Here is a 14,524-nt window from a genome sequence, read left to right as displayed (position 1 = left end):
CGCTCTGGCCTGGCGCAGGAAGTTCGCCTCCTCCGACCTGACCACCGTGGGGGGAGCCCGCTGATGCACTGCCTGGACTGCTCCGGCATCGGGGCACAGGTCGCCGCGATCGGTGTCTGCGCGCAGTGCGGCGCGGCCGTGTGCCCTGTTCACTCCGAGGTCTCCGAGCAGTTCCTGACCTGTACGAAGCCGGTCTCCCGCCCGGTGGCCACCGAGCCGCCGGTGCGGCGGCTGCTGTGCGGCACGTGCGCGGCGGCGCACCGCGCCCACGCGGCGTGCTGCCCGCAGAACGCCAACGTCATCCGCACCTCGTGACGGGCGCCCGGCACACGCAGGTGGTGATCGTCGGCGGCGGCCAGTCCGGACTCGCCGCCGGCTACCACCTGCGCCGCCTGGGCGTGGACTTCGTCGTCCTCGACGCCCAGGCGACGCCGGGCGGGGCATGGCAGCACACCTGGGACTCGCTGCACCTGTTCTCGCCTGCGGGTTTCTCTTCTTTGCCGGGCCGGATCATGCCCGCTCAGCCGGGCGAGGAGTATCCGGATGCCGGGCATGTGGTGGCGTACCTGCGCGACTACGAGAAACGCTACGAACTGCCCGTGGAGAGGCCCGTGCGCGTGCGCGGCATCCACCGGGAACCGCAACTCCTGCGCGTGGAGACCGACTCCGGAACGTGGCGCGCCCGTGCCGTGATCAGTGCGACCGGCACCTGGTGGCGGCCCTTCCTGCCTGCGGTTCCCGGTCGTGGGGCCTTCGAAGGCGAGCAGCTGCACACCGTCGAGTACCGCACGCCCCGGGACTTCGCGGGCCGGCGCGTCATCGTGGTCGGGGGCGGCAACTCCGGTGCCCAGATCGCGGCGGACCTCGCGTACGACACCGAGCTGACCTGGGTCACCAGGCGCCCACCGCGCTTCCTGGCCGACGACATCGACGGCCGTGCCCTCTTCGACGCGGCCACCGCCCGCCGCCGCGCCCTTGACGAAGGGCGCTCGGACACCGGTGGCGTCGCCTCACTCGGCGACATCGTCGCGGTCCCGCCCGTACGAGCGGCACGCGAAGGCGGACTGCTGAAAACCGCGCCGATGTTCAGCCGGCTTGTGCCCGACGGTGTCGAGTGGGCCGACGGCACCCGGGCCAAGGCCGACGCCATCATCTGGTGCACCGGCTTCCGCCCCGCGCTGTCCCACCTCTCGCCCCTCCGACTCCGCGGCGTGCGTGGCCACATTCCCACCACCGGCACCCGCGCCTCCGCCGAACCGCGCCTGCACCTGCTCGGCTACGGCGACTGGACCGGCCCAGCCTCCGCCACCCTGGTCGGCGTCGGCCGTTCGGCCCGCGAGGCTGCCCGGGCGATCGTCGAACTCCTCAAAATCGACGAGCAGTGATGCACACCCGGCCAGGTACTTCGGCCAGTGTGCTGACGACGCGGCGCACCGTGGTGGCCACGGACGCAGGGAGCGGCGTGGCGAGCGGCCGATCGGCTCACGAGGCGAGCGTCGAGCCCCCGTCAGACGGCTGACTTCTTCGAGCCGGGCTGGGCTGCGCTCCCGCGTACTCAGAAATGATCGTGCGGAACATAGGAACCCCATACCTTGCGCAGCGCGTTGCACACCTCACCGATCGTCGCGCCTGCGGCAAGGGCTTCCTTCATCGGGTACAGCACGTTGGCGGTGCCCGCCGCGGTCTTCTGCACCACGATGAGGGCGGCGTCCACGCGCTCGTGACACCGCCAGGCCCGCAGCTTCGCTATCCGTTCGGTCTGTTGGGCTTCGACGGAGGGATCGACGCGGAGAGGTTCGTAAGGTTCCTCTTCATCGAGCTGATAGCGGTTGACGCCGACCACGGCTCGCTCACCCGAGTATGTTTCCTGTGCGATCCGATACGCCGAGCGCGCGATCGCGCTCTTCTGGAAGCCGTGCTCGATGGCGCTCGCAGCGCCGCCCATTTCCTCGACCTTCGTCATCAGCTCGGTGACGGCCGCCTCGATGTCGTCGGTCATCTTCTCCATGACGTACGAGCCCGCGAAGGGGTCGACCGTAGCGGTCACGTCCGTCTCGTATGCCAGCACCTGCTGAGCGCGCAGGGCCAGACGTGCCGACTTGTCCGTGGGCAGGACGATCGCTTCGTCGAAGGAGTTCGTGTGGAGGGACTGGGTGCTGCCGAAGACCGCCGCGGGCCCTTGGGCGGCAACGCGGACGAGGTTCACTTCGGGCTGCTGGGCGGTCAGTTGTACACCGACCGTCTGAGTATGGAACCGCAGCATCAGCGACCTGGGGTTCCTGGCGCCGAATTCGTCCTTCATCACCCGAGCCCAGATCCTGTGTGCCGCCCGGAACGTGGCGGCTTCCTCCAGGATCGTCGTACGCGCCACGAAGAAGAACGACAGCCGCGGCGCGAAATCGTCGACATCCATCCCCGCCGCCACAGCCGTGCGTACGTACTCGATGCCGTCCGCGAGCGTGAACGCGATCTCCTGCGTCGGCGAGGCACCCGCCTCCGCCATGTGGTAGCCGGAGATCGATATGGTGTTCCACTTCGGCATCTCGGCCTTGCAGTACCTGAAGGTGTCCCCGACAAGACGCAGCGACGGCTTCGGGGGAAAGATGTACATGCCGCGCGCGATGTACTCCTTCAGCACGTCGTTCTGGATCGTGCCGGTCAACTGACCGGCCTCCACCCCCTGCTCCTCGGCCACCAGTTGGTAGAGCAGGAGAAGCAGGGCGGCCGGCGCGTTGATCGTCATGGACGTCGACACCTTGTCCAGCGGAATTCCGGCGAACAGCACCCGCATGTCGTCGATCGAGTCGATCGCCACGCCGACCTTGCCGACCTCGCCGTGCGCGATGGGCGCGTCGGAGTCGTGGCCCATCTGAGTGGGCAGGTCGAAGGCGACCGACAGGCCCGTCGTGCCGTTCGCGATCAGCTGCTTGTAGCGGGCGTTGGACTCCACGGCCGTACCGAAACCGACGTACTGCCGCATCGTCCACGGCCGGCCGGTGTACATGGATGCGTAGACACCCCGTGTGAACGGGTGCGCACCCGGCTCACCCAGCTTCTCCGCCGGGTCCCGGTCCTCCATGGCGGCCGGTCCGTATACCGGTTGGATGGGCAGTGCGGACTCCGACTCACGCGCCACGTGAAGCTCCTTCTGCCACGGTCGATGCCGCGCTGGTCGCGTTCGGGCACGGTGAGTTGAACGCCCGTCGAACGCTTGCGCTGCCTCGGCTCTGCCGCCGGCATGAATAGGGGAAGGGGGATGTGCGCGGGCTCCGGAGGGCAGGTGTCCGCCTCCGTACGTGGGCATCCCCCGCGACCGGCCTGTATCGGCGAACATCGAATTAAGGACAGCATGGCGTTGCTGTCCGTGGCGTGTCAATGCCCGGATCGGGCGCGGGTGAGGTCTCCGGTGCGTGGAGTCCGGTGCGCGTTGCGTTGTGGAAGTCTCCAGGCGTCGCCCTGATGGCAGCAGTTACTAGAACTCCCACGGACGGTCAGTGGCAGGTGTAGCGGTGGGCGACCTCTCTCGGTTCGCCAGCACAGGCCGAGGGCTCGGCGTCCGCTTGCCCGGTCCGCACCTTCCGGTCCGGGCCGGCGCGTCCTCGGCCAGGGTGGAGATGAGGTCGACCGGGGAAAGCGGATCGGCGATGAGGCCAACGGCCTTGTTCGCCCTGACCGGCGGGGATGGAGCAGCCCCTCGTGCCATGTCGCCCTGACGGGCTTGGGGGTCGTCGGCCGGCTCGCCCCCGGCCGCGCTTCTCGCGCCGCCGCAGGCCTGATTGCCCTGCTTCCGCGAACCGGGCTTCCGGCGGGCAGGCGCGGGAGAGGGGCGCGCGGATCGCGTGATGGCAGGTAGGGGATCCGGGTGTCGCAGGGCCGGCCAATGGGGCGGACCGGTCCGCGCCGGAGAGGGGTGCGGCCAGACGGTGGGCAGCCGGACGGCCATGATGAAACGGCCGTCATGCAGACGTGTGTGGGGTCAGGCCACCTTGACCGGGGCGGGTGCAGGGGTCAGCAAATGACCCATGGCGGCGAGCACGGACGGTTCGACGCGGTAGTAGACCCAGGTCCCGCGGCGTTCGGAGGCGAGCAGCCCGGCTTCCTTGAGCTTCTTGAGGTGGTGGGAGACGGTCGGCTGGGAGACGCCGACGTCGGCGATGTCGCAGACGCAGGCCTCGTTGTCCGGGTGGGAGGCCACCTTGGAGAACAGTCGCAGTCGGACCGGGTCACCCAGCGCCTTGAACATGGCGGCGGTGAGTTCGGCCTCCTCTGCCGTCAGCTCCCTCTCGGTCAGGGATGGGCAGCACGGCTGGGCCGGGAGTGCGGCCACCTTCTCCTGAAGCTTCGACATGCGTCTATGTTGACACTCGTTCACCGAGATGCCAAGATCGGCTGTTTAGATGACTGTCTAATCAAGGGTGTGGGGGGACCGTTTGATGGCAAAGCCCACTCAGTCGCGTACAGCGGTGATCACAGGGGCCAGCAGCGGCATCGGTGCAGCCACAGCGCGGGAACTTGCCCGCCAGGGGTACACGGTGGTGCTCACGGCGCGGCGGGCCGACCGTCTGGAGGCCGTCGCCAAGCAGGTTCACGCCGACGGTGGAACGGCCCGGGTGCATCCGCTGGATGTGACCGACCGCGAGGCCGTGACCGCCTTCGCCGGGCAGCTGGAGTCCTGCGACGTGCTGGTCAACATCGCAGGCGGCGCCTACGGGACCGAGGAGATCGCGCACACGGATCCCGCCGACTGGCAGCGCATGTACGACGTCAACGTGATCGGCGCGCTGCACATGACCCAGTCGCTGATGCCGCTGCTGGTGGCGAGCGGTGACGGTGTGGTCGTCGTGTTGTCGTCCACTGCGTCGTTCACCTGCTACGAGGGCGGAGGCGGTTACAGCGCGGCCAAGCATGGGGCTCATGTGCTGGCGCAGACGCTGCGGTTGGAGGCGTGCGGACAGCCGCTGCGGGTCATCGAGATCGCGCCGGGCATGGTGCAGACCGAGGAGTTCTCCCTCAATCGCTACCGCGGCAGCAGCGAGAAGGCCGACGCCGTCTATGCGGGTGTTCCCGACCCGCTGGTCGCCGACGACATCGCCGACGTGGTGAGTTGGGCGGTGACCCGGCCGCCGCACGTCAACGTCGACCTGCTGGTGGTGCGCCCGCGGGCGCAGGCCGCTCAGCACAAGGTGCACCGCGTCTCCTGACGGAACGAGGGCCGCCTCCCTACCTCGCGCGAGGAAGGAGGCGGCTCTTGTGCGTGGTCAGCAGCCGGTGGCGCCGGGCGCGTCGAACTGCTCGGCGGCGTAGGCCGCCAGTTGCAGTGCCGCGGTGTGGTCGATGCCGAGTTCGGTGGCCGCCGACAGGACCGCCTCCGCGGCGCTGGAGGAGGTGCCCAGGTGCTTGGCGGTGACGTGCAGCAGCTGCTCGTGCTGCTCCTGGCTCAGTCCCAGGCGCAGCGCGAGGTTCTCGCCGCCGGCCGTCACCGAGCACACCCCTGTCTCCGGGAGCTGCAGCTCCACCGACTGGGCAGCCTCAAGGTCGCCTGCCAGGGCGGCGGCGATGGAACGCACCTGCTCGTAGCCGGTGAGCATGAGGAACGTGGGCGCGCGGCCGTAGCTCTTCATGCCGACGGCGAAGTAGCCGGGCTCGGGATGGGCCAGTTCGCGGTAGCCGTGCGGGGTGACGGTGCCGCAGGAGTGCTGGTTGGGGTCGATCAGCGGGGCCAGCGCACGGGGCGCGGACATGATCGGGTCCAGTTCCAGGCGCAGTTCGTCGCTGATGCTGAAGTCCGGGCGGAAGCCGGTGGCGGCCACGATCCGGTCGGCGGTGACGGTCTGCTCGCTGCCGTCCGGGCCGCGCGAGATCAGCTCGACCTGGTCGTGGGCGGGGCTGTTGCCCAGGCGGCGGATGCTGTGGGTGCGGAAGTTCGCCGCGAGGGTGACGCGGCCGGTGTCCACCAGCATCTTCAGTCCCGAGCCGAGGGCTCCGCGTGCGGGCAGTTCGTCGTCGCTGCCGCCGCCGAACGAAGCGGCCGGGTCGCCGCCGCGGATGGCCCAGGTGATGGTGGTGCCCGGTGCGCTGTCGGCCAGTTCGGCGAGGGCCAGCAGGGTGTTGGCGGCCGAGTGCCCGGCGCCGACGACGACGGTATGGCGTCCGGCGTGCTGATCGCGGTCCGCGCCGAACACGTCGGGCAGCCCGTGGGTGATCCAGGCGGCTGCTTCGCGCTCACCGTGCGCGGGCAGCCCGTTGGCACCCACGTAGTTGGGCTGGAGCCAGGTGCCGGAGGCGTCGATGACGGCGCGGGCCAGCAGCTCCTCGCCGTCGCCGAAGCGGACGACGAAGGGGGCGTCCTCGCGGCCGGCGGTGCGCAGCCGGTCGATGCCCAGGCGGCTGAGGGCGGTGACGGTGGCGCCGTAGCGGATGTGCGGGGCCACCGTGGGCAGTTCGGCCAGCGGCTGCAGGTACTGCTTGACCAGGTCGCCACCGGTGGGCAGTTCCGAGGCGTCCGGTTCCTGCCAGCCGGCCTCGGCCAGCAGGCGGCGGGCGGCGGGGTCGGTGTTGTACTCCCAGGGGCTGAACAGATGCACGTGGGACCAGGCCCGTACTGCCGCAGCCGGTGTATTGCCGGCTTCCAGGACGATGAAGGGGACGCCGCGCTCTGCCAGGTGCGCGGCGGCGGCCAGGCCGATCGGGCCGGCTCCGATCACGGCGACAGGAAGCTGCTCGGGGCTGTGGTCAACCACGGTGTCGTGTCCTTTCAGACGGTGGGGGTAAGAAGGCCGGTGGCATCAGGCGCCGTCGGCCGGAGCGGACGAAGACGTGATGCCCTCAGGGCTGGGGGAGGCCTGTTGCTCCCGAAGGGCTGCGGCCTGTGCGGCTCTGAGGCGCAGGTCGGCGATGGCGGCGCAGCAGGCGCTGGGCGCGCTGTCCTCCTCGGCGCGGACCGTGTCCGCTGACGTGGTCTGTTCACTCAAAGCGACCGGCTCCTGTCGGGTCTCTGCGCGGCGGGTCAGCGGCTCGCCCGCCGCCGCGGCGGCGGACACTTCACGACCGCCTATATAGACAAGTGACGAATCAAGTCTCCAGGATCTTTCCTGATTCGATGAATGTCAACCTAGAGCCAGGGATCTGCTCCGTGTGATGAGCGTCACTTTGATGCGCGTTGCGAAGTGCCCCGTCACAAGCCAATCTCGACACATGTCGAAATAGCGGGGGCGTTTGGCACAGGGCAACTGCCGTGTGCCGCGACGACGTTGGGGGAACGGCGGCTTTGCCGACAAGCTGCCAGGGCCCATAAACCGCACGACGCATTCGCCATGCGTCGTGCCGCCGTCCTTTGAGACGGGGCCGATCCTCCCCTTCACCCTCGAAACACCACCTGCGTGCATGCCCGCCACCGAGCCGGCACTGCTGCCCGCTCGCCGCGTGCACGCAACGGGTCCCCACGTGCTGCGTACCAGTGAACGGCTTCGCCATGCCCGGAAGGACACCCATGCCCCACGACCCCACACCTCCCGTAGCCGCTGCAAGCGAACCGATCGCCATCATCGGCATGGCCGGCAGGTTCGCCGACGCCACCAGCCCGCAAGAGCTGTGGACCATGCTGATCGAGGGCCGCGACGCCATCACCGAGATCCCGGCCGAGCGCTACGACATCGACGCCGTCTACGACCCTGCGCCCCGCACTCCCGGACGTACTGTCAGCCGGTGGGGCGGCCTGCTGCGCGACATCGACGCCTTCGATACCGAGTTCTTCGGGATATCCCCCCGCGAGGCCGACCGCATGGACCCTCAGCAGCGGCTGCTGCTGGAAACCGCCTACGAGGCCCTCGAAGACGCCGGTCAGCCCGCCGCCCGCCTGGCCGGTACCGACGCCGGCGTATTCATCGGCCAACTCGGCGGTGACTACTGGCACTTGCAGTACGACCAGCGTGACCGGCTCGACCTGTACGCCATGACGGGCGCGGCCTCCCGCGCCATCACCTCCGGTCGTCTCTCCTACGCCTTCGACCTGCGCGGGCCCAGTTTCACCGTCGACACCGCCTGCTCCTCCGCCCTGGTCGCCGTGCACAACGCCGTCCAGGCGCTGCGCCTGGGGGAGTGCCGGCTGGCCATCGCCGGCGGCGTGAACATTGTTCTGCTGCCGGAAGAAGGCGTCGTCTACTCCGGCGCGGGCATGCTCGCGAGCGACGGCCGCTGCAAATTCGCCGACGCCTCCGGCGACGGCTTCGTGCGCAGCGACGGCATCGGCGCCGTCATCCTCAAGCCGCTGAAGGCGGCCCTCGCCGACGGTGACCGCATCCGCGCCGTTCTGCGCGGCTCCGCCATCGGTAACGACGGCCAGAGCAGCGGCTACCTCGTCACCCCCGCCGTCGAGGGCCAGCGCGACGTCCTCAATCGCGCCTACGCCAACGCCGGCATCGACCCCGCCGACGTCGACTACATCGAGGCTCACGGCACCGGCACCAGCGTCGGCGACCCCGTCGAACTGCAGGCCCTCGCCGACGTGATCGGCCCCCGCTCCGCCGACGACCGCTGCCTGGTCGGCTCCATCAAGACCAACATCGGTCACGCCGAGGCCGCCGCCGGCATCGCCGGACTCATCAAAGCCGTCCTGTGCCTGGAACACGGGCAGGTGCCGCCCAACCTGCACCTGAAAAACCCCAATCCGGCCGTGGCCTGGGACGAACTGCCCCTGTACATCCCCACCGAGGCCACCGCGCTGCCCGACCACGGCCGCCCTGCGGTGGCCGGAGTCAGCAGCTTCGGCTTCTCCGGCACCAACGCCCACCTGGTCCTCGAAGCAGCCCCCGCCCCCCAGGCCGAAGCCCAGCATGAGGCGCCGACAGCACGCACCGAGCTGCTGACCCTGTCCGCCCTCAGCCCTGAAGCCCTCATCGACACCGCCCGCCGCATGGCCGACCACCTCACCGGTGCCGGAGCCACTGACAGCCTGCGCGACATCTGCCACTCCGCCGCCCTGCGACGCACCCTGCACGACGCCCGCCTGGCCGTCCCCGTCGACAACCACGTCGAAGCCGCCTCCGTCCTGCGCGCCTTCGCCGACGGAGAAGACGAACCAGGCCTGTCCTTCAGCGACTACACCGACCCCAGCACACCCCCCAGGATCGCGTTCGTCTTCCCCGGGCAGGGTTCCCAGTGGGTCGGCATGGGCCGCCAACTCCTCGACACCGAACCGGTGTTCGCCGAGGCCATGCGCGAGTGCGACAGGGCCATCCAGACCGAGACCGGATGGTCGGTCATCGACCTGCTGCGCACCGGCGACGAGGAACGGTTCAAGGAACTGGACGTCATCCAGCCCACCCTGTGGGCCATGGAGATCGCCCTGGCCCAGCTGTGGCGCTCCTGGGGCGTGGAACCCGACGTCGTCATCGGCCACAGCATGGGCGAGTCCGCCGCCGCCTACATCGCCGGATCCCTCAGCCTGGCCGATGCCGCCTCCGTCATCTGCCGCCGCAGCCGACTCGCCAAACGGCTCTCCGGACGCGGCACCATGGCGTGGGTCGCGCTGCCCGCCGAGGAAGCCGCCCGCGCGCTGGCCGGATACGAGGACCAGGTCGCGGTGGCCGCGATCAACAGCCCCACCTCCACCCTGCTGTCCGGCGACGGAGACGCCCTCGCCAAGGTGCTGGCCGACCTCGACGCCCGCGAGATCACCAACCGGCCGGTCAACGTCGACTTTGCCTCCCACTGCCCGCAGATGGACGCACTGCGCGAGGACCTGCTGGCGGAACTGGCGCACCTCACCCCGAAGGCCGGCAGCATCCCGCTGCACTCCACCCTGCTCAACGACGTCATCGACGGCTCGGCCATGGACGCCGACTACTGGGTACGCAACATCCGCCAGCCCGTCGACTTCGTCGGCGCCGTCCGAGGCCAACTCGCCCTCGGCGACACCGTGTTCATCGAGGTCAGCCCCCACCCCCTGCTGGTCAACGGCATCCGTGAGACCGGACGCACAGACGGCCAGGAGGTCACAGCGGTCGGCAGCCTGCGCCGCCAGGACGACGAACGCACCTGCCTGCTCACCTTCGCCGCCGCCCTGCACACCACGGGCGTGCCCCTCGACTTCGACGCCGTGACCGGGCCCGGCCGCTTCGTACCCCTGCCGTCCTACCCCTGGCAGCGAACCCGGCACTGGATCACTCCCGCCCCTGAGGCCCCTGCCCCGCCCGTCCCCGCAGCAGCCGCCACCCCGGCCCCGGCGCACCCGCTACTGGGCACCGAGGTCGCCACCGAGGGAACGACCCGGACCTGGCAGGGCCCCCTGGACCTCCAGCGCAACGCCTACCTGCAAGATCACCGCATCCAGGACACGATCATCCTGCCCGGCACCGCCCACCTGGAACTCGTCGCCGCAGCTGCCCGCACCATGCTGGGCGACGACGCCCTGTCGGTGGCCGACGTCCACTACCACCGGGCGCTGTTCCTGGACGATTCCGCACCCCCGCCCCGGGTACGCGTCACCGCCACGCCCGCCGACGGCAGCCTGCACTGCTCCATCTACAGCCAGGACGCCGACACCGACGGTACGGAGTGGCTGCTGCACACCGAAGCCACCGCCCGCCCCCTCGCCGCCGAAGCGGCAGCCCCGGCCGCCGTGCTGGAGACCATCCGCTCCCGATGCGGCGAGCATCAGGACGCCGCCGACTTCTACTCCTGGAACGCCGAGCGCGGCAACCAGTGGAACGGAGCCTTCCAGGGCGTCGACGAACTGTGGCGCACCGACGGCGAAGTCCTCGCCCACCTGTCCTGCCCGGCCGCACTCCTCGACAGCCTGGAGCAGCACCACTTTCATCCGGCCCTGCTGGACGCCAGCGGCCACTCCATGGCCGCTGCCCGCCCGCTGACCGCGCCCGGCGAGGAAGGCGTCTTCGTCCTCGGCGGCATCGACGAAGTCCGCTTCTTCGAGAAGCCGGCCACCTCCATGTACAGCCACGCCCGCCTCCTGCCCGCCACCCGCGAGGACTCCTTCAGCGCCGACATCGACATCCGCGGCGACGACGGCCGACTGCTGGCGCAGATGCGCGGCCTGCGCCTGCAGTACCTGGCCGGCCACGCACCCGCCCCGCTGACACCGCACCGCGAGGACACCACCGTGACCGCCACCGCACCGCCCGCGCCGGCAACCGCCGGCGGGCAGGAATCCTGGCTGCACTCCCTCACCTGGGAAGCCGCCCCGCACAGCGCCTCGGCCGTCGACGAGCAGCTGAACGGCTTCTGGCTCGTCCTGACCGACAGCGGCCCCACCGGCCGCGCCCTCATCCGAGAACTGACCGGCCGCGGCGAGCGCGTGGTCGCCATCACCGCCGCAGCGGGCCGCATGGCCGGCGCAGGGGAGCGCTACCGCATCGACCCCGCCAACCCCAGCCACTACAACGACACCCTGGCCGACATCGCCCGCGAAGGCACCTGCCGCGGCGTCATCCACCTGTGGGCGCTGGACGCCCAAGTTGGACTCGACGCCACCGCCACCGAGATCGGCCGCACCCAACTCCTCGCCGGGCACAGCGTCCTGCACCTGATGCGGGCGCTGGACAAGCATCCCCTCGGCCACCCGCCGCTCTGGCTGATCACCCAGCTCGCGCAGGCCACCAGTCCCCGAGACGCGGTACGCAACCCCTTCCAGGCACCGCTGTGGGGCCTGGGCCGCACCCTCGCCGCGGAATCACCCGCCCTCACCCCCCGGCTGGTCGACCTCGACCGCTCCGCGGACAGCATCTTCACCCTGGCCAACCTCCTGCTCCAGCCCGACGCGGAAGACCAGACGGCACTGCGCGAGGGTCACCGCTTTGCGGCTCGGCTGCGGCCCGCACCAGCCGCCGTCGGCACATCGCAGAACCTGTCCCTGCCCGCCCCCGGCGTTTTGGACGACCTCCAGCTCCAGGCCGCCCCGCACCGTCCCCTCGGGCCCGACGACGTCCGTATCCAGGTCGCCCACGCCGGGGTCAACTACCGCGATGTGCTGCTGAGTCTGGGAATGTATCCCGGGCAGGACGACCAGCCGCCGACGCTCGGCTGGGAGTGCGCCGGCACCGTCACCGAGACCGGCAGCCAGGTCAGCGACGTCGCAGTCGGCGACGAGGTCATCGCCTTCGCCGAAGGCGCCCTCGCCAACGAAGCCATCACGCGTGCCTGCCTGACCGCACCCAAGCCGACCCGACTGACCTCGGCCGAGGCCGCGACCCTGCCCGCGTCCTATCTCACCGCGTACCACGCTCTGCACGACCTCGCCCGCATCGACCGCGGCGACAAGATCCTCATCCACTCCGCCACGGGCGGTACCGGGTTGGCCGCGTTGAACGTAGCCCGCTGGAAGGGCGCCCGGATCTACGCCACCGCCGGCAGCGACGCCAAGCGGGAACTGCTGGCCAGGCTCGGCGTGGACCGCGTCGCCGACTCCCGCACCCTGGACTTCGCCGACACCTTCCGTCCCGGCCGGGGAGAGGACGGATTCGACGTCGTCCTCAACACCCTGGCGGGAGAAGCCATCCCCGCCAATCTCTCCCTGATGGCGCCCTACGGGCACTACCTCGAACTGAGCAAGCGGGACATCCTCGACGACAACCCCCTGGCCCTGGGCCCCTTCGCCCGCAACCTGTCCTTCCACGCCGTCGACGTCGTCCACATGATCCAGAACGCGCCCGAGCGAGCCGGACGCATCCTGCGAGCCGCGGCCTCGCTGGTCGACCGAGGTGATCTGCAGCCGCTGCCGCACACGGAGTTCCCGGCCGAGAACGCAGCCGAGGCTTTCCGGCTCATGGCTCAGTCCCGCCACACCGGCAAGATCGTCCTGTCGTTCAGTCACAGCACCGCCCCAGGAGCACCGGAGCCGGCCCGTACCCCGGCCGTCGCCATACAGGGGGAGGGCACCTATTTGGTGACCGGGGGCGCAGGCGGCATCGGCGGCCGACTGGCCCTGTGGCTGGCCGACCAAGGAGCACGCCACCTCCTGCTCACCGGTCGCAGCCCGCTGCCCGCCGCCGGGACCCGGCTGCCCGACGACCATCCCCAGGCCGCGGCCCTCGCCGTCCTTGAGGAACTCGCCGAACGCGGCGTCAGCGTGCAGTACGCGGCCGTCGACGTCGCCGACCACCAGGCCATGCGAGAACTGTTGACCGGCCGTCACCGGCATGGTCTGCCGCCCCTGCGCGGTGTCTTCCACGCGGCCGGCGTCATCGACTACACCCCGCTCAGCGACATGAGCCCCGGCGAACTCGACACGGTCCTGGCCGCCAAGGTCTCCGGCGCCTGGAACCTGCACCGCCTCCTGCACGACCAGGAGGTGGACGCGTTCGTGCTCTTCTCCTCCGGATCAGCTCTCCTCAGCTCGCCCATGCTCGGCGGTTACGCAGCCGGCAATGCCTTCCTCGACGCCCTGGCCCACCACCGGCACGCCCAGGGCCGACCGGCGACCGTCATCAACTGGGGCTTCTGGGACAGCGTCGGCATGGTCGCCCGCAAGGAACAGGAAGAAGAACGCACCCTGCTGCCCCAGGGCATGACCTCCTTCAGCCCCGAAGCAGGACTTGCCGTGCTCGCAGACATCCTGAGCGAAGGCCGCCTGCACACCGCGGTCCTGCGCGCCGACTGGCCCGCCTGGGCGCAGGCCTACCCGGCCGCCGCCACCGCGCCCCTGCTGCAATTCCTCACCGCGCCCGGTCATCCGGCCCAGCCCACCCTGGCCCCGGCCAGCGCGACACCCGCTCCCGCCGCAGCCGAAGAACCGGACCGGAGCGAGGAGGAACCGCCCACCCCCGCGGCCCCGACCGCCACACCACAAGCCGCCGCTCCGGCACCTGTCGCACCGCCGGCCGCACCCTCGCCGCCGGCCGCGCCCGGTACGCCGAGCACCGACGTCCTGGTGTTCGTCAAGGAGCAGGTGGCTGTGGTGATGGGGCTGCGTCCGGAGCGGGTCAATGTGAGTCGGCCGTTGAACCGGCTCGGCATGGATTCGCTGATGGCGGTGGAGCTGCGTAACCGCATTGAGCGGGAGTACCGGGTGAAGTTGCCGATGGTGCAGCTGCTGAAGGACGGCACGGTCACCACGGTCGTCCAGGCCCTGACCACCGAACTCACCTCCACCCGCACCCCGAATGCGCAGCCCGATGTCACGCCCGCGCCAGCAACTCCCGCCACCCCCGTTCCTGCCGTGGCTCAGCCCCGAGCGCAGAAGACCGTCGAGCCGCAAGACCCCGATCCCCAGCCCGAGCAGCCGCAGCCGGACACCAACGGCACACCGTCGAACGCAGCCGGCGAAGAGGTCCTGGCGTTCGTGAAGCAGCAGGTGGCCGTGGTGATGGGGCTGCGTCCGGAGCGGGTCAATGTGAGTCGGCCGTTGAACCGGCTCGGCATGGATTCGCTGATGGCGGTGGAGCTGCGCAACCGGATCGAGCGGGAGTACCGGGTGAAGTTGCCGATGGTGCAGCTGCTGAAGGACGGCACGGTCACCACGGTCGTCCAGGCCCTGACCACCGAACTCAACTCCGCCAACGCCCCGGCCTGA

At 70.3% G+C, this 14,524-nt stretch carries 8 protein-coding genes; 4 read left to right on the top strand and 4 right to left on the bottom strand.

The genetic code is table 11. The annotated features are described in order from the left end of the window. Both ACH4TV_RS47225 and ACH4TV_RS47220 read left to right on the top strand, forming a co-directional pair. Positions 1–315, top strand: a 315-nt coding sequence (locus ACH4TV_RS47225) for a DUF2180 family protein (protein WP_398407668.1), incomplete at its 5' end; no start/stop codon positions are given. After that, entirely contained in the window at positions 312–1,385 is a 1,074-nt protein-coding gene (locus tag ACH4TV_RS47220; protein ID WP_398407667.1) for an ArsO family NAD(P)H-dependent flavin-containing monooxygenase, read from the top strand. The genes ACH4TV_RS47225 and ACH4TV_RS47220, both read left to right, overlap by 4 nt. Before the next feature lie 170 nt (positions 1,386–1,555). Here the strand turns inward: ACH4TV_RS47220 and ACH4TV_RS47215 are convergent, their stop codons facing one another. Both ACH4TV_RS47215 and ACH4TV_RS47210 read right to left on the bottom strand, forming a co-directional pair. Continuing rightward, positions 1,556–3,136 carry a methylmalonyl-CoA mutase gene (locus tag ACH4TV_RS47215; RefSeq protein WP_398407666.1) on the bottom strand — a complete coding sequence of 527 codons (1,581 nt, stop codon included), beginning with the start codon at positions 3,134–3,136 and terminating at the stop codon, positions 1,556–1,558. An 840-nt stretch (positions 3,137–3,976) separates the two neighbouring features. Further along, positions 3,977–4,348, bottom strand: a complete 372-nt coding sequence (locus ACH4TV_RS47210) for an ArsR/SmtB family transcription factor (RefSeq protein ID WP_398407665.1) — start codon at positions 4,346–4,348, stop codon at positions 3,977–3,979. An 85-nt stretch (positions 4,349–4,433) separates the two neighbouring features. Here ACH4TV_RS47210 and ACH4TV_RS47205 point away from each other — a divergent pair, with 85 nt between their 5' ends. Next, entirely contained in the window at positions 4,434–5,201 is a 768-nt protein-coding gene (locus tag ACH4TV_RS47205; protein ID WP_398407664.1) for an SDR family oxidoreductase, read from the top strand. 57 nt (positions 5,202–5,258) lie between these two features. Here ACH4TV_RS47205 and ACH4TV_RS47200 read toward each other — a convergent pair whose 3' ends face one another. Both ACH4TV_RS47200 and ACH4TV_RS47195 read right to left on the bottom strand, forming a co-directional pair. Beyond that, a complete protein-coding gene (locus ACH4TV_RS47200) occupies positions 5,259–6,740 on the bottom strand; it encodes an NAD(P)-binding domain-containing protein (protein ID WP_398407663.1) in 1,482 nt (493 codons plus the stop codon). 45 nt (positions 6,741–6,785) lie between these two features. Continuing rightward, positions 6,786–6,971 carry a hypothetical protein gene (locus tag ACH4TV_RS47195; RefSeq protein ID WP_398407662.1) on the bottom strand — a complete coding sequence of 62 codons (186 nt, stop codon included), beginning with the start codon at positions 6,969–6,971 and terminating at the stop codon, positions 6,786–6,788. 518 nt (positions 6,972–7,489) lie between these two features. Here ACH4TV_RS47195 and ACH4TV_RS47190 point away from each other — a divergent pair. Further along, positions 7,490–14,524, top strand: coding sequence for an SDR family NAD(P)-dependent oxidoreductase (locus tag ACH4TV_RS47190; RefSeq protein ID WP_398407661.1), 7,035 nt, complete (start codon positions 7,490–7,492; stop codon positions 14,522–14,524).

The sequence above is a fragment of the Streptomyces sp. NPDC020898 genome (assembly GCF_044333925.1).
In the GTDB taxonomy this organism is placed as follows: Bacteria; Actinomycetota; Actinomycetes; order Streptomycetales; family Streptomycetaceae; genus Streptomyces.
This window is presented reverse-complemented; position numbering and strand designations above follow the sequence as displayed.